This is a genomic window from Streptomyces sp. NPDC001890, from assembly GCF_042891445.1.
GTDB lineage: Bacteria > Actinomycetota > Actinomycetes > Streptomycetales > Streptomycetaceae > Streptomyces.
On the sequence record NZ_JBIATE010000002.1, the window covers coordinates 43,489 to 58,762 of the forward strand.

At 72.0% G+C, this 15,274-nt stretch carries 12 protein-coding genes; 6 read left to right on the forward strand and 6 right to left on the reverse strand.

Going from position 1 to position 15,274, the window contains the following annotated elements; genetic code table 11:
* Positions 1-269 precede the first annotated feature (269 nt).
* Both ACFYY1_RS06270 and ACFYY1_RS06275 read left to right on the forward strand, forming a co-directional pair.
* Positions 270-1,121 (forward strand): VOC family protein, encoded by an 852-nt coding sequence (locus ACFYY1_RS06270; RefSeq protein ID WP_388581645.1) that lies wholly within the window; start codon positions 270-272, stop codon positions 1,119-1,121.
* 164 nt (positions 1,122-1,285) lie between these two features.
* Complete coding sequence (locus ACFYY1_RS06275) at positions 1,286-3,721, forward strand: PQQ-binding-like beta-propeller repeat protein (RefSeq protein ID WP_388583414.1); 2,436 nt, start codon at positions 1,286-1,288, stop codon at positions 3,719-3,721.
* A gap of 95 nt (positions 3,722-3,816) precedes the next feature.
* Here ACFYY1_RS06275 and ACFYY1_RS06280 read toward each other — a convergent pair whose 3' ends face one another.
* Positions 3,817-4,512 carry a hypothetical protein gene (locus tag ACFYY1_RS06280; RefSeq protein WP_388583416.1) on the reverse strand — a complete coding sequence of 232 codons (696 nt, stop codon included), beginning with the start codon at positions 4,510-4,512 and terminating at the stop codon, positions 3,817-3,819.
* A gap of 158 nt (positions 4,513-4,670) precedes the next feature.
* Here ACFYY1_RS06280 and ACFYY1_RS06285 point away from each other — a divergent pair, with 158 nt between their 5' ends.
* Positions 4,671-5,222 carry a hypothetical protein gene (locus ACFYY1_RS06285; protein WP_388581648.1) on the forward strand — a complete coding sequence of 184 codons (552 nt, stop codon included), beginning with the start codon at positions 4,671-4,673 and terminating at the stop codon, positions 5,220-5,222.
* A 16-nt stretch (positions 5,223-5,238) separates the two neighbouring features.
* Here ACFYY1_RS06285 and ACFYY1_RS06290 read toward each other — a convergent pair whose 3' ends face one another.
* The 3 genes from ACFYY1_RS06290 to ACFYY1_RS06300 are packed head-to-tail and all read right to left on the reverse strand — an operon-like array spanning position 5,239 to position 7,622.
* Entirely contained in the window at positions 5,239-6,012 is a 774-nt protein-coding gene (locus ACFYY1_RS06290; protein WP_388581651.1) for an enoyl-CoA hydratase/isomerase family protein, read from the reverse strand.
* A gap of 6 nt (positions 6,013-6,018) precedes the next feature.
* Complete coding sequence (locus ACFYY1_RS06295) at positions 6,019-6,459, reverse strand: Zn-ribbon domain-containing OB-fold protein (protein ID WP_388583417.1); 441 nt, start codon at positions 6,457-6,459, stop codon at positions 6,019-6,021.
* A 14-nt stretch (positions 6,460-6,473) separates the two neighbouring features.
* On the reverse strand, positions 6,474-7,622 hold the full coding sequence (locus ACFYY1_RS06300; protein WP_383717702.1) for a lipid-transfer protein: 1,149 nt from the start codon (positions 7,620-7,622) through the stop codon (positions 6,474-6,476).
* Positions 7,623-7,712: 90 nt separating this feature from the next.
* Between ACFYY1_RS06300 and ACFYY1_RS06305 the strand changes: the two genes are divergently transcribed.
* Positions 7,713-9,269 (forward strand): FadD3 family acyl-CoA ligase, encoded by a 1,557-nt coding sequence (locus ACFYY1_RS06305; RefSeq protein WP_388581655.1) that lies wholly within the window; start codon positions 7,713-7,715, stop codon positions 9,267-9,269.
* A 115-nt stretch (positions 9,270-9,384) separates the two neighbouring features.
* A complete protein-coding gene (locus ACFYY1_RS06310; protein ID WP_388581658.1) occupies positions 9,385-10,179 on the forward strand; it encodes a thioesterase family protein in 795 nt (264 codons plus the stop codon).
* 151 nt (positions 10,180-10,330) lie between these two features.
* On the opposite strand, the gene ACFYY1_RS06315 is transcribed toward ACFYY1_RS06310, so the two are convergent.
* The gene (locus ACFYY1_RS06315) at positions 10,331-10,540 is read right to left on the reverse strand and encodes a hypothetical protein (protein ID WP_388581661.1); all 210 of its coding nucleotides are present in this window, start codon (positions 10,538-10,540) and stop codon (positions 10,331-10,333) included.
* Positions 10,541-10,759: 219 nt separating this feature from the next.
* Complete coding sequence (locus ACFYY1_RS06320; protein WP_388581664.1) at positions 10,760-13,717, reverse strand: BTAD domain-containing putative transcriptional regulator; 2,958 nt, start codon at positions 13,715-13,717, stop codon at positions 10,760-10,762.
* A 262-nt stretch (positions 13,718-13,979) separates the two neighbouring features.
* Here ACFYY1_RS06320 and ACFYY1_RS06325 point away from each other — a divergent pair, with 262 nt between their 5' ends.
* Entirely contained in the window at positions 13,980-15,212 is a 1,233-nt protein-coding gene (locus ACFYY1_RS06325) for an amidohydrolase family protein (protein ID WP_388581666.1), read from the forward strand.
* Positions 15,213-15,274: the final 62 nt, after the last annotated feature.

A 15,274-nucleotide genomic window follows, 5' to 3' on the forward strand; every position in this document is an offset into this window, starting at 1 on the left:
GATCACCGCAGACGCGGTGGGGGGAGTGGCCGGATTTCGACGCATGCGCACCACGAAGCGATAAGTGTTATCAACAGCCTGTGGATAACTTCAGTGGATAACTTTCCGTGATGCCGTGAGCATGGAACGCTTCCGTCGAGATTCTTCGAAAATTAGTTCGATGTTGAGGGGTCGGGGCGCGATGCGGGCGATGCGTGGTTACGTTTGCTGTGACGAGTGTCACTGTCATGACCCGTGAACGACGCGGGATCACGGAAGGACCCGGGCCCATGGCCGCATTCGCGCGATCCGCGCCGTGCTGGGTGGATGTGCAGCTGCCCGACCTGGAAGCGGGCAAGCGCTTCTACGGCGAGCTGTTCGGCTGGACCTTCCGAGCGGGCGAAGCGCCGTACGGCGAAGGGCCGTACGCGGACGCCTGCAGCGGCGGGAAGCTCGTCGCCGCGCTCGCCGCCAAGAAGGACGGCCGGATGCCCACCGCCTGGGGGATCTACTTCGCCACCGACGACATCGCCGCGTCCGTCGCCCGGATCAGGGAGGCGGGCGGCCAGGTGATCACCGAACCGGTCCGGGCCGGCCGGGCCGGGGTGCTCGCCCAGGCGGCCGACCCCGGCGGAGCGGTCTTCGGGCTCTGGCAGGCCGGTGACCGCGAGGGATTCCAGAAGCAGAACGAACCCGGCTCCTTCTGCTGGACCGAGGTCTACACCCGGCAGAAGGACCGGGTGGACGCCTTCTACGAGGAGGTCTTCGGCTTCCAGGGCACCGACCTTCCGCAGGGCGCCGGTGCCGGCGAGTCCGGCTCCGGCGCATCCGGTGCGGACGAGCCGGAGCCGCCGGGCTTTCGCATGTGGTCCCCGGCGGGCACCGAACCCGGTCCGGACACCGCGGTCGGCGGCCGCAGCGTCATCACCGACGCGTTCCCGGCGGAGATGCCCAGCTACTTCCTCAGCTACTTCGCCGTCGAGGACTGCAACCGCGCCGCCGGGAACGCCGTACGCCTCGGCGGCCGCATCTCCGCACCGCCCTTCGACATCCCGTACGGGCGGATGGCCGTCCTCCAGGACGATCAGGGCGCCGTGTTCGCCGTACTTCAGCCCCCTGTGTCCGGGAACGGGGCAGAGTGAGCTGTGACACCCCGATCCGCCCCCGGGTTCGCAACCAGGGCCTCAGCCAGGAAGAATCGGGGGTGCGCACCGCCGGGTGGTGCCCAGTGGTGAGACGCCGTACAGGGCGGGTTTTCGCGGGCTTCTGTTCCTGAGGCTCGTACGGGGAGGTGGCAGGGCAAGTGGTGGAGCAGCTGACGCAGCACGACCCGAGGCGGATCGGCCCGTTCGAGGTGCTGGGACGGCTCGGTGCCGGCGGCATGGGGCTGGTCTATCTCGCCCGCTCGGCTTCGGGCCGGCGCGTGGCGATCAAGACGGTTCGTACGGAGCTCGCCGAGGACCAGCTGTTCCGGGTCCGGTTCACGCGCGAGGTGGAGGCCGCCCGCGCCGTCAGCGGCTTCTACACGGCGGCGGTGGTGGACGCCGACCCGCGCGCGGCCGTGCCGTGGTTGGCCACCGCCTATGTGCCGGCCCCCTCGCTGGAAGAGATAGTGAGCGAGTGCGGGCCCATGCCCGTCCAGGCAGTGCGCTGGCTGGCCGCCGGTATCGCCGAGGCGCTCCAGTCGATCCACGGCGCGGGACTGGTCCACCGCGACATGAAGCCGTCGAACGTGCTCGTCGTCGAGGACGGCCCCCGGGTGATCGACTTCGGGATCGCGTCCGGGGTCTCCAACACCCGGCTGACCATGACCAACGTCGCCGTCGGCACGCCTGCCTACATGTCGCCGGAGCAGGCCAGGGACTCCCGCAGCGTCACCGGCGCCAGCGATATCTTCTCGCTCGGCTCCACCCTCGTCTTCGCCGCCACCGGCCACGCGCCCTTCCACGGCGCCAACCCCGTCGAGACGGTCTTCATGCTGCTGCGCGAGGGCCCCGACCTGGAGGGGCTGCCCGGCGAGCTGCGGCCGCTGATCGAGTCCTGCATGCAGATGGACGCCGGACTGCGGCCCACCCCCGCCGACCTCCAGGCCCAGCTCGCCCCGCACCTCTTCGCCTCCGGCGGCGACGACAGCGGCACCGCCTCGGCCTGGCTGCCGACCTCCGCCACCGCGATGATCGAGCAGCGCCGCGGCGGCCGCAGGCCCGTGGGACCCGGCCCGGCCCAGCCGCCGGGCCCGCCGCCCGGACCGCCGCCGGGCGTCGACCCCGGCTGGCGCGCCAACACGGACCCGCGCCACCAGGCCCCCGCCCCGCGCCCGCAGGCCCCGGACCCGCGCCCTCAGGCCCCCGACCCCCGCCCGCAGACCTCCGACCCGGTGCCCGTGCCCGACGCGGGCGGTCCGGTGCGGCTGCCCGGTGCGAAGGTGCCGATCGGTCCCGGCCCGCGGGCCCAGGACGTACGGGCCACCGCCACGGCCACCGCGGACGCGGGCCCCGCGACCGGCTGGGTGCGCCCGCCCGCCGGAGTGAACGGTTCCGTCCCGGCCGCGCCCGCCGTGCCCGTGCCGGGCCCCGCGCAGCCGCCGGAGCCGCCGCCGGGCCCGGACCGCTGGCGGCCCTGGCGCTTCCGGATGTCCAACGACGTCTGGGGGACACCCGTCGTCGCCGGGGACCTCCTCTACGTCACGTCGTTCGAGGTGCACGCCCTGGACGTGGGCAACGGGCGGCGCCAGTTCAAGACCCGTGACGTGGCCTGGGCGATGGCCGTCGAGGGCGGCCGTATCCACGCCTCCGACGGGCCGTCCCTGTACGCCCTGGACGCGACCACCGGCGCCGAGCGGTGGCGGCTCCAGACGGACGCCTGGGTGTACTCCCTCAAGGCCGACCGCGGCACCGTCGTCACCGGCACCCGGGGCGGCGGCGTCCAGGCGTGGGAGGCGTCCACCGGCGAGAAGCTGTGGGAGAGCGGCGGCGTCCAGACCGACTTCGAGACGGCGGAGGCCGGGCCCGCGATCCACGACGGCACGGTCTACCTCTGGCAGGACGCCCGACTGCGCGCCGTCGACGCCCGTACCGGCATCGAGCGCTGGTCGTACCCCATCGGCGACGCCGCCTCCTGCGGCGGGGTGCCGGTCCGGGTGACCGCGGCGCCCGACGGCTTCGTCTACGTCAGCGCGGGGGCCCGGGTCCTCGCCGTGGACGCCGTATCGGGTCATGTGCGCTGGCACTTCGAGTCGCCCGCCGTCTTCCTCTCCCCGCCCGCGTTCGCGCCGGGCCCCGCCGTCACCGGCGGCGGGGTGTACCTCGCCGACTACCTCGGCACGGTGTACGCGCTCGACGCCTCGACCGGCAAGGACCGCTGGCGCATCGCCACGGAGGCCCGCCAGTCGATCGAACCGGTGCTGGTGACGGCCGGGAACGTCCACGTCGGCAGCGGCAGCGCGCTGTACACGCTCGACGCGGTCACCGGCACCCCGAAGTGGCGGTTCGCGGCGGGCGGCGAGGTGGTGGGCGCCCCGGTGGTCGCCGACGGCCGGGTCCACTTCGGCTCCGCCGACCACGTCCTGTACACCCTGGACGCGGCGGGCGGGCAGCTCCGCTGGAAGCTGGCGACCGGCGGCGAGATCACGGGTTCGCCGGTGGCGCAGGGCGGTGTCGTGTACGCGTGCAGCAAGGACCGCTGCGTGTACGCGCTGGACGCGCTGAAGGGCACGGGCACGGGCAGCCGGGCCAGGGCGTAGCGCGGCGGGATCGGGCCCGTCCGGGACGTGTGCCGGGCCGCGGCGGAATCCGGCCCGTCCGGCGTTCGAGGACGGAACCCCGGGCGCGGAGGGCCTCAGCCGTTCGGGTGCCCGTCCGCATCCGGGGCCTTGTCCGGGGCCTCGTCCGGCGCGACGGGATACGGGGCCGTGTCCCGGCCGCCCGGGTCCGGGGCCGAGCCCGGACGTTGCCGTTCCGCCGGATCCGGGCCCGTGTACAGCTCCGGCTCGGGCTCCGGCAGGGTGCTCGTCTGCACGGACGGCCCCGGCTCCTGCGTCGGCGGCCAGGTGTCCGGGTGCTCCGAGCCGGGCGCCTTGTACGGCTGGTCGCGCCGCTTGCGGGCGAGCCGGCCCCCGGCACCGTGCCGCCCCGGCATCACCGCCGCGCCCAACAGCAGCAGCACCCCGCCCGCCGCGGCCTCGGCCACACCCCACTCCAGCCCGGAACCGTCGGCCGCGACCGCCAGACTGCCCACCGACTCGCCCTGGCGCACCATCCACAGCACGGTGAACCCGAGCACCACCACACCCGCCGCCGCCACCAGCAGCCGCGACCGCAGCACCACACCAACCACCGTCAGCACGGCGGCGAAGAGGAACGCGAGCAGGATCGAGTCCAGTGGTCCGGGCCGGCTCGCACTGATTCCGGAGAACAGCTCCGCGACCCGGTAATCACGCCCGAGGCGACCGTCGTACCAGTCACGGAAGGGGCTCAGCACGGCGGCCGCCGCTCCGGCGAGAGCGAGCACCGAGCCGAGGACGTTGCGGATCATCATCGGCCTCCTGCGTGCCACGGACCGGCGTCACAGCTCTGCACCGCTCTGGCCCTCGACGCTACGCCCGGCCTCTCGCCCTCGCACCTTGCGCTAGCGTGACGGACGGTCGTTCGACAACTGCAGAGACGGACAACAACACAAGGGGGGCTGCATCGATGATGCGGCAGCACATAAAGCTTTCCGCGGTACTGGTCGTGGTGGTGCTCGCGCTCACCGGCTTCTCGACCTCCAGTCACGGCGGCCGCAGCGGCAAGAGCAAGAGCAGCGGGTCGAGCAGCGGCGGTGGCTGCTCCAACTCCAAGAAGAGCAACAACGGTTACCACAGCAGCGACAGCGACTACGACGACGACTACGACTCGTCGAGCAGCTCCTCCGGCTCCACCGACTACGGCACCCCGACCCCGACCGCCACGGCGTCCGACGAGCCCCAGGCGTACGCCGTGCGCTGCGCCCAGCCCCGCAAGGGCAAGCGCAAGGCCGTCACCGCCTCCACCGTGAAGCTCACCGCCAGTGCCGATGCCACCGGCTCGCACACCTACGAGGTCGACGTGACCTTCGTCGACGCGTTCGGCAACACCGTCGACACCGGTGACGCGACCGTGGAAGCCGAGGGCGGCGAGACCAAGACCGTCTCCGTGCGGATGGACAACCCGCGCAAGGTCTCCAAGGTGAAGAACTGCCGCGTGGAAGCCGAGCTGAGCTACTGACCCGCCGTCCGTCCCGTCAGCGCGTCCGGAACCCGCCCGCGCCCCGCCCCCGGAACAGTTCGGTCTGATGCTCCGGCGGCAGATTGCCGAGTGCGACGAGATGCGGGGCGTGGGCCATGGCCTGCTCCCTGGCCGCCTCCCGCGCGGACCAGACCGCCCGTACCGTCCCCTGCACCGCCCCGGTCGGGTACGAGGCGATCACGGCCGCCGCCCGCAGTGCCGCGTCCACCGCGCCGCCGGGCGCCGTCAACTCGCTGACCAGGCCGGTCTCGTACGCGCGACGGGCCGAGACCCGTTCCGCCGTCCCCATCAGCGACATCCGGGCCACCTCGCCGAACGGCATCCGCTGCGCCATCGAGATCGCCTCGAACGCGCTGACCATGCCGTACGTCGTGTGCGGGTCGAAGAACGTCGCCTCCTCGGACGCGATCACGAACTCCGACTCGCCCAGCAGATAGAACGCCCCGCCGCAGGCCATCCCCTCCACGGCCGCGATCACCGGCTTCCACAGGTCGTTGGCCTTCGGCCCGATCGCGAGCAGCGGATCGTCGATCGTGTACGGGGACGAGGGCTGCGGCACGTCCACGCCCCGGTCGATCCCGGTGCAGAAGGCCCGGCCGCCCGCCCCGGTGAGGACAACCGCCCGCACCCCGTCGTCGAAGCGGAACGCCCGCCAGGCGGCCGCCAGTTCGGCGGCCGTGGCCAGGTCGATCGCATTGTGCTTCGCGGGCCGGTCGAGGGTGACGAGCGCGACCCCGGTCTCCTTGTCCGTCTCCGTGCGCAGCGCCATCGCCCCTCACTTCTCCAGCAGCCAGCGCACCAGCGTGGCCCCGGAACCGGCCGGGCAGAACACCGCCCGCACCGGCGCGCCGATCCGCAGCCGCTCCGGATCGACCGAGTCCAGCGGGGCGTCCGGACCGCTCACCACGTTCCCCACCAGCCGGATCTGCGGGGCGTCCGCCAGCTCGACCACCACCGCGTTGTACGGGGCCTGCGCGGCGTACGCGGGCAGCAGCGGCGGATGCGGCCGTACATAGGACCAGATGCGGCCGCGGCCGCTCATCGGCCGCCACTCGCTCTCGAAGGACTGGCAGTGCGGGCAGCACGGCCGCGGCGGGAAGCGCAGCCGTCCGCACTCCGGGGCGGCGCACGCCTGGATACGGAGTTCCCCGCGGGCCGCGTACTCCCAGAAGGGGGCGCCGTCCTCGTCCACGACGGGCAGCAGCAGTCCATCCATCCCGGTCAACTCCCTCAGCTCCTCAGCAGTACGGCGGATGTGGGAACGCCCTCCCCGGCGGTGACCAGGCACGTCCCGGCGTCCGGGACCTGGGCGGTGGAGACGCCGCGCAGCTGCTTGACGCCCTCGTTGATCAGGTTGAAGCCGTGCACGTACGCCTCGCTGAGCCCGCCGCCCCCGGTGTTGATGGGCAGCCGCCCGCCGCTCTCCAGCGCCCCGCCCTCGGTGAACGCGGCGCCCTCACCGCGCCCGCAGAAGCCGTAGCCCTCCAGGGAGAGCGGGATGAGCGGGGTGAACGCGTCGTAGATCTGCGCCACATCGACATCGTCCGGGCCGAAGTCGGCCTGCTTCCACAGCTGTCGGGCGGCCGTCCAGGCGGGGCCGCTGAGCGGGTCGTCGTTCCAGTAGTTGACCATCCCGTGGTGCTGGGCGGGCAGCCCCTGGGCGACGGAGTGGATGTAGACGGGCTTCTGCCGGCAGTCGCGTGCCCGCTCGGCGGAGACGATCACGCAGGCCAGCGCCCCGTCCGTCTCCAGGCAGTTGTCGAAGAGGCAGAGCGGATCGCTGATCCAGCGCGAGGTCATATACATGTCGCGGGTCAGCGGCCGTTCGTACATCATCGCGTCCGGGTTCTGGTTGGCCCGGTTGCGGCAGGCGAGGGCCACGTTGAAGAGATGGTCGCGGGTCGCCCCGTACTCGTGCATGTACCGCCGCGCCAGCATCCCGATCTCGTCGGCCGGCCGCAGCAGACCGTACGGGCGGGTCCACTGGGCGGGGGTGGGCAGCTGCACGGCGGTGTTCTTCCAGGGCCGGGGCCCCGACCCCCGCTTCCGCGACCGCCAGGCGACGCCCACGCTCGCCTGCCCGGTCGCCACGGCGGCGGCGAGATGCGCGATCGTCGCGCAGGAGCCGCCGCCCCCGTACCCCACCTTGCTGAAGAAGGTGACGTCGCCGGCCCCGATGGCCTTGGCGACCTCCACCTCGTCGGTCTCCTCCATCGTGTACGAGGCGAATCCGTCCACCTCCGACGCGGCGATGCCCGCGTCGTCGAGCGCCGCGACGATGGCCCGGCAGGCCAAGGTCTTCTCGGATTCCGGCAGTTGTTTCGCGAAGGCCGTCTGTCCTATGCCGGCTATCGCCGTCGCGTCCTTGAGTGCCGTCACCGCACCTCCCAGGCCGTCATGACTGCTGACAGCGGCTGAGGCTACAGCTAATCTGACGGATAGTCAGCTACTGCGTCAGGAGGGCCAGTGATGCGCGGTGACGAGGAGTGGGGCAGCATCCCGGGGTTGATCCGGGCGGCGGCGCGCCGGTACGGGGACCGGGAGGCGGTCGTCGAGGGCCGCACCCGGGTCTCGTACGCCGAACTCGGCGAGCGCGTGGAGCGGGCCGCCGCCGCGTGCATGGCCTCGGGCGTGGAGCCGGGGGACCGGGTCGCGGTCTGGGCCCCGAACACTCTGGACTGGATCGTCTCCGCGCTGGGGGCGGTGACGGCCGGCGCGGTCCTCGTCCCCCTCAACACCCGCTTCAAGGGCAGCGAGGCGGCGTACGTCCTGCAGCGCAGCCGGGCGAAGCTCCTCTTCGTCACGGGCACCTTCCTCGGCACGTCGTACGTGGCGTCGCTGCGCCGGGCGGACGTACGGCTTCCGCACCTGGAGCGGGTGGTGGTGCTCGCCGACTCCGCCCCCGACGACTACGTCACCTGGAAGGACTTCCTGGCGGCGGGGGAGGAGGTGTCCGGGGCCGAGGTGCGCACCCGGGCCGACGCGATCGCCTCCTCGGACCCCTCCGACATCATCTACACCTCGGGCACCACGGGCCGGCCCAAGGGCGCGGTGATCACCCATGCCCAGACCCTGCGCTGCTACGCGATCTGGAGCGAGCTCGCGGATCTGCGCGAGGGGGACCGCTATCTGATCGTGAACCCGTTCTTCCACACCTTCGGCTACAAGGCGGGCATCATCGCGTGCCTGATGCGGGGCGCGACGATGGTCCCGCAGCCGGTCTTCAACGTGGACACGGCCCTGGCCAACATCGCCGCCGAACGGATCTCGGTGCTGCCCGGCCCGCCCACCCTCCACCAGTCCCTCCTGGACCACCCCGCGCGCTCCACCCACGACCTCTCCGCCCTCCGCCTGGTGGTGACGGGCGCGGCGGTGGTCCCCCTGAAACTGGTGGAACGGCTGCGCACGGAGCTCGGCATCACCACGGTCCTCACCGCGTACGGCCTCTCCGAGGCGAGCGGCATCGTCACGATGTGCCGCCGCGGCGACCCGTCCGAGACGATCGCCTCGACGTCGGGCCGGGCGATCCCGGACACCGAGATCCGCGTCCTGGCCGACCCCGGCACCCCCGGTGAGGTCCTGGTCCGCGGCTTCAACGTGATGCAGGGCTACTTCGAGGACCCGGAGACCACGGCCGCCACGATCACCCCCGACGGCTGGCTCCACACCGGCGACGTGGGCGTCCTCGACGAGGCGGGCAACCTCCGGATCACCGACCGGATCAAGGACATGTTCATCGTCGGCGGCTTCAACGCGTACCCGGCCGAGATAGAACAGCTCCTCGGCCTGCACCCCGACGTGGCCGACGTGGCGGTCATCGGCGTCCCCGACCCCCGTCTCGGCGAGGTCGGCAGGGCCTACGTGGTACGCCGCCCCGGCGCGACGACGACCGCCGACGACCTGATCGCCTGGTCCCGCCGCGAGATGGCCAACTACAAGGTCCCCAGAGCGGTGGAGTTCGTGCCCGAGCTGCCGCGCAACGCGAGCGGCAAGGTGGTGAAGGGGGAGCTGCGGGGGCGGGTGTAGCGGTCGGCGGCGGTCGTCGTCGTGGTCCCGGCAGCCCGCCGCGGGCCACGTGGCTTTGGCGAGTAGCGTCTTCGTCCAGTGAGCCCCACCAGCCACCGGACCGAGGAACGACGCGTTGAACATCGGCAGCTACTACGAGCCCATCGACGAGCACCGCTACAAGCCCACCGCCCACGCGGGCGGCGCCTGGGACACCGACGAGCAGCACTTCAGCCCGCTCGGCGGCCTCATCGTCCACGCCATGGACCGCTACCTGGCCGCGCGCCCGGACGGCGGCCCGGACCGTCGGCCGGTCCTGTCGCGGATCAGTTTCGACATCCTTGGGCGGCTCGCCCTCGACGAGTGCGAGATCCGGGTCGAGACCCTCCGTCCCGGCCGCACCATCGAACTGCTCGAAGCCGTCGCCCTGATCGCCGGCCGCCCCGTCGTACGCGCCCGCGCCTGGCTCCTCGCCTCCGGCGACACCACTTCCGTCGCCGGCGGCGCCGAGGACCGGCTCACCCCTCCCCAGGAGCTCAGGTCCTGGCCGATGAGCGAGGTCTGGCCCGGCGGCTACATCGCCTCCCTCGACGTCCGCCCGCTCGCCGAGCCGCGGCCGGGCCGTACGACCGCCTGGATCTCCACACCCCTGGACCTCGTCGCCGGGCAGACCGCGAGCCCCCTCGCTTCCTACATCGCGCTCGTCGACACCGCCAACGGCATCGCCGTACGCGAGTCGCCGACCGCCTGGATGTTCCCCAACGTCGACCTGACCATCCACCTGCACCGCCGGCCCGAGGGCCGCTGGACGGGACTCGACACCACGGTGACCTTCGGCCCCACCGGCCAGGGCGTCACCAGCACCGTCCTGCACGACGCCGACGGGCCGGTCGGCCACGCCCAGCAGATACTCACCGTCCGCCCCCTGTGACCACCGCCCCCGCCCTGGGCGTTGGCGCGTACACGAACGCGGAGAGGGGCACGCGACGATGTCACGTGCCCCTCTCCGTTTTCGCGGACGCGCAGCGGCCGCGACGGCTCCCCCTCCGCGCCGCCGCGGCCGCTCCCCCGTCGAGTGACGTTCAGGCCGTCTCGGAACCCGCGTGGTTCTCCTGCGTCTTGAGGAAGTCCTTCGGCGTGCTGCCGGCGTGGTTCTCCAGGGTCGTGATGTCCTCGGTCACGCTGCCGGCGTGGTTCTCCAGCGGCTTGACGGTGCCTGCACCGCTGCCCGGGCTGCCGGCGTGGTTCTCCTGAGTGGTCGCACCGGTCTTCGGCTTCAATGCGTCGCTCATGCCTGTCAACTCCCAAGTTCTTGCTTGTGTGGTCGGCGATGCCCGTCCGGCTGCTCCCCCGTGGGCTGCCGGACGGGCATATCAGGGCCGTTCACCCTAGCGGTGTGGTCCCCCGTACAACCCGCCTGCCCCCCGACACGGCGGATCGATGGACTTAAGACTGACGAGTGGTGATAAACGTTCGATGAACGCCGACGGCTCGATGCCCGTTCCGGTGCGTCAGGCGGCACTGACCGGATTGAGGAGCGCCCGGACCTTGTCCGCCTCCACGGCTCCGAACTGCTCGTGGATGGCGAGTGCTTCGGTCCAGCATGCATGGGCCCGATCGATCTGACCGAGGCGTTCGAGGGCGTGTCCCAGGGTGATCAGAACGTTTCCCCGCATCCATTCGCCTCCGATGACACGCAGGGCCAGGGCCTGCTCCGCGTGCTGAGCCGCCTGTGCGGGGCGCTTGTCGGCCAGGTGCGCCTCTGCGATCCGGAAGTGGGTCGAGCCTTCCCAGAGCCGTTGCCGGTTGCCCCGGAACACGCGCAGCGCCTCGTCGAGCTCCTCCAGGGCCTCGGACGGCCGTCCCGCCTGAGTGAGCGCGATGCCCAGCGCGAAGCGGCCGTTGGCCGTGCGGAGGCTGAGCCCCATGCCGTCGAAGATGGCCGTGCCCTGCTGGGCGAGCTCGACCGCGCTGGCCGTGCGGTTCATGTTCACGTGGATGCGCGAGAGATTGCACAGCGCGGAGGCCTCGCCGACCAGGTTTCCGTCCGCGCGGTAGTTCTCTATCGCCTCCTGCAGGAACTTCTCGCCCTCTTCGTGCCTGCCCTGGTAGAACGCGATGATGCCGCGATCGTTGGGTGCCCAGCATGCGGGGATCGGGTCCTTGGTGCTCTCCGCCAGATCCATCGCGTGCCGCGCCTCCTCGTCGGCCAGCGTGAAACGGCCGGAGACGAGGTAGACGGTGGACAGCGAGGCACGGGCCCGCGCCTCGGAGCGGGGGTCGGCGGCGGTTTGTGCCGCGTCACGCAGGGCCGCGGCGGTGGTTTCGTACTGGCGGGAGTTCGCGCCCGACTCGGCGAGGTCCTTCGCCGCGCAGAGCAGGTCGACGGCTCGCTGAAGCATTCCGTTCGACGCGCTCTGATGGGCGCAGGCGAGCAGTGAGTTGGCCTCGCTGTACAGCCAGTCCACGGCCTGCGGTCCGTCCGTGAATTCGAGTCCCGGGTGCTCGGTGTCCACCAGGTGGGCAACGGCCCGGTCCCCCGGCCGCTCCAGCGCGTACACCCCCGCCGCCGTCGCCAGGTAGAAGTCCAGCAGCCGCGACAGGGCCGACTCCCGGTCCTCCAGGGGCTCTTCGCCCCGCTCCGCGCAGGAACGCGCGTAGAGGCGCACCAGGTCGTGGAAGCGGTAGCGGCCGGGGGCCGCGGACTCCAGGAGGCTGGTGTCGACCAGGGCCTCCAGGAGGTCCTCCGCGACGTGCGCGTCCAGGTTCAGCACGGCGGCCGCGGCGGCCAGGGAGATGTCGGGGCCGTCCGCCAGGCCGAGGAGGCGGAAGGCACGCGCCTGGGCGGGCTCCAACTGGCCGTAGCCGAGTTCGAAGGTGGCCTTCACCGCGAGATCGCCGGCCTGGAGCTCGTCCAGGCGGCGGCGTTCGTCGGCCAGCTTGGCGGCCAGGACGGAGACCGTCCAGGTGCGGCGGGCGGCCAGGCGGGAGGCGGCGATGCGGATGGCCAGGGGGAGGAAACCGCAGGCGGCGACCACGTCGAGGGCGGCCTCGCGCTCGGAGTTGATCCGCTCCTCGCCCACGATGCGGGTGAAGAGCTGGAGCGCCTCCTCGGGAGACATCACGTCCAGGTCGACGAGGTGGGCGCCGGCCAGGTCGACCATGCGGACGCGGCTGGTGACCAGGGCCGCGCAGCCCGCGGTGCCGGGGAGGAGGGGGCGGATCTGGGCCGCGTCGTGGGCGTTGTCGAGGAGGACCAGGATGCGGCGGCCGTCCAGCGTGGACCGGTACAGCGCGGCGCGCTCGTCCAGGGAGTCGGGGATCGCCGAGTCCGCCGTGCCCAGGGCGCGCAGGAACGCGCCGAGGACCGTCTCCGGCTCCGCCGCCCGTGCGCCCGCGCCCTGGAGGTCCACGTACAGCTGGCCGTCCGGGAAGTGCTGGCGGGCCTGGTGGGCGACGTGCACGGCGAGAGTGGTCTTGCCGACGCCGCCGATGCCGGCCAGCGCCGAGACGGCCATCACCGAACCCTCGGCGGTGGCCAGCCGGTCGCCCAGTTCGCGTACGAAGGAGGCGCGGCCGGTGAAGTCCGGGACGGTGGCCGGGAGCTGGGCGGGGCGCACCGGGGCCGGGGCGGGTGCCGGTTCGTCCGCGGGGCGGGCCAGTTCCTCGTCGGCCTGCAGGATGCGCTGCTGGAGCTGGGCGAGCGCGGGACGCGGGTCGACGCCCAGTTCGTCGGCGAGCAGCCTGCGGGTGTCGGCGTAGACGGCCAGCGCCTCGGCCTGGCGGCCGCTGCGGTACAGGGCGACCATCAGGAGCTCGCGCAGCCGCTCCCGCAGCGGGTGCGCGGCCGTGAGCGCGGTGAGCTCGGAGACCGCCTCCGCGTGGCAGCCGACCTCCAGGTCCAGGTCCAGGCGGGTCTCGGTGAGCTGGAGCCGCCACTCCTCCAGCCGGGTGCGCTGGTTCTCGGCGTACGGTCCGGGTACGGAGGCCAGCGCCTCGCCGTCCCACAGCCCGAGCGCCTTCCCGAGCAGGGCGCGGGCCTGGCCGCGGTCGCCGGACGCACGGGCCTTGTCCGCGTCGGCCGCCAGCTCCTGGGCCACCGTCACGTCGAGGGCGTCGGTGCCGGTCCGGATCGCGTACCCGCCGGCGTCGCTGACCAGCGTCTGCGGGTCGAGGACCTTGCGGAGCCGGGAGGCGTACGTACGGATGGTGGCGAGCGCCTGGGAGGGCGGCTCGTCGCCCCAGATGGCGTCGATGAGCTCCGAGGCGGTGGCCGTGCGGCCGCCGCGCAGCAGGAGTGCCGCCAGCAGGGCGCGCTGCTGCGGCGAACCGGACGACAGGGCTTCGCCGTCCCGCCAGGCCCGCACCGGGCCGAGCACGGAGAAGCGCAGGTCGATGCCGCCCGCCGACCGCTGGTGTGGAGCGCGTTGCTCCGGAACACGCACGTGTGGCCCGATGTCACGGTCCATTGCTGCCCCCTGCCCTGCTCGCCCCGCCTGTGCTGCCCATCGTGCTTGATGCCGTCCGCCTGGATTGTCCGTCCCTGTGCCGGTCCGGGGCGGGTGGATCCGGATTGCTCGGTACCGCTGGTATCGCGCTCAACAGTCTGCCTTGTCTTGGGTGGCACGTCAGCAGTGGGTGACGCTCTGCACAAGGCCTCGACAACGATTACCGCACGGGGTCGGGTCCGGATAGCTGACGGTTCGTCAGATCGGCGCTACGGTGGTATGCATGGAGACCTTCCCGAAGATCATCTCGGTGGACGACCACACGGTGGAGCCCGCTCATGTCTGGCGGGACCGGCTCCCGTCCAAGTACCTCGACCGCGGCCCGCGGATCGTCCGCGCACCGCTCAAGGAAATGACCTTCATGGGCGGGAAGTTCGCGCCCGTGATGGGTGCGAAGGGCGACGACGGGCCGATCGGCGACTGGTGGGTGTACGAGGATCTGCACCGCCCGCTCACCCGGCTCGACACCGCGGTCGGCTACGACCGGGACGAGATCAAGCTGGAGATCATTACCTACGAGCAGATGCGTCCGGGTTCGTTCTCGGTGACCGAGCGGCTCGCCGACATGGACGTCAACCACGTCCAGTCCGCGCTCTGTTTCCCCACCTTCCCGCGCTTCTGCGGCCAGACCTTCACCGAAGCGAAGGACCGTGAGCTCGGGCTGCTCGGAGTGCGCGCGTACAACGACTGGATGGTCGAGGAGTGGTGCGGACCCGAGGCGCACGGCCGGCTGATCCCGCTCACGCTGATCCCGCTCTGGGACGCGGAGCTGGCCGCGGCCGAGGTGCGGCGCAACGCGGCGCGCGGCGTGCGCGCGGTGGCGTTCTCCGAGATACCCCCGCACCTCGGACTGCCGTCGATTCACACGGATGAGTGGGATCCCTTCCTGCGAGCCTGTGACGAGACCGGGACGGTGATCGCGATGCACATCGGCTCGTCCTCGAAGATGCCGTCCACCTCGGCGGACGCCCCGCCCGCCGTCGGCTCCACCATCACCTTCGCCAACTGCTGCTTCTCCATGGTCGACTGGCTGATGAGCGGCAAGTTCGAAAGGTTCCCGAACCTCCGGATCATGTACGCGGAGGGGCAGATCGGCTGGATCCCGTACATCCTGGAACGCGCCGACGTGGTCTGGGAGGAGAACCGGGCCTGGGGCGGCGTCGCCGACAAGGTCCACCGCCCGCCGTCGGAGCTGTTCGCCGACCATGTCTACGGCTGCTTCTTCGACGACGCCTTCGGGCTGAAGAACCTGGACTCGATCGGTGTGGGGAACGTCCTGTACGAGACGGACTACCCGCACTCCGACTCCACCTGGCCCAAGTCGCGCGAGGTCGGCGAGGCGCAGATGGGGCATCTGGACGCCGATGTGGTGGACCGGATCGTGCGCCGCAACGCGATCGACCTGCTGGGGCTGACGGACGACGGGCTGTGGGCGGGGCCCGGCGGCGGACACTGAGGGGTGGAAAAGAACGTGACACTCCAGGTATCGAGTGTCACGTTCTTTTCCCACTACGGGTG

Bases quoted from the DNA above. Each gene is read 5' to 3' on its own strand.
- ACFYY1_RS06270 (WP_388581645.1), top strand. From the start codon at position 270: ATGGCCGCATTCGCGCGATCCGCGCCGTGCTGGGTGGATGTGCAGCTG.
- ACFYY1_RS06280 (WP_388583416.1), bottom strand. From the start codon at position 4,512: ATGATCCGCAACGTCCTCGGCTCGGTGCTCGCTCTCGCCGGAGCGGCG.
- ACFYY1_RS06285 (WP_388581648.1), top strand. From the start codon at position 4,671: ATGATGCGGCAGCACATAAAGCTTTCCGCGGTACTGGTCGTGGTGGTG.
- ACFYY1_RS06290 (WP_388581651.1), bottom strand. From the start codon at position 6,012: ATGGCGCTGCGCACGGAGACGGACAAGGAGACCGGGGTCGCGCTCGTC.
- ACFYY1_RS06295 (WP_388583417.1), bottom strand. From the start codon at position 6,459: ATGGATGGACTGCTGCTGCCCGTCGTGGACGAGGACGGCGCCCCCTTC.
- ACFYY1_RS06305 (WP_388581655.1), top strand. From the start codon at position 7,713: ATGCGCGGTGACGAGGAGTGGGGCAGCATCCCGGGGTTGATCCGGGCG.
- ACFYY1_RS06315 (WP_388581661.1), bottom strand. From the start codon at position 10,540: ATGAGCGACGCATTGAAGCCGAAGACCGGTGCGACCACTCAGGAGAAC.
- ACFYY1_RS06320 (WP_388581664.1), bottom strand. From the start codon at position 13,717: ATGGACCGTGACATCGGGCCACACGTGCGTGTTCCGGAGCAACGCGCT.
- ACFYY1_RS06325 (WP_388581666.1), top strand. From the start codon at position 13,980: ATGGAGACCTTCCCGAAGATCATCTCGGTGGACGACCACACGGTGGAG.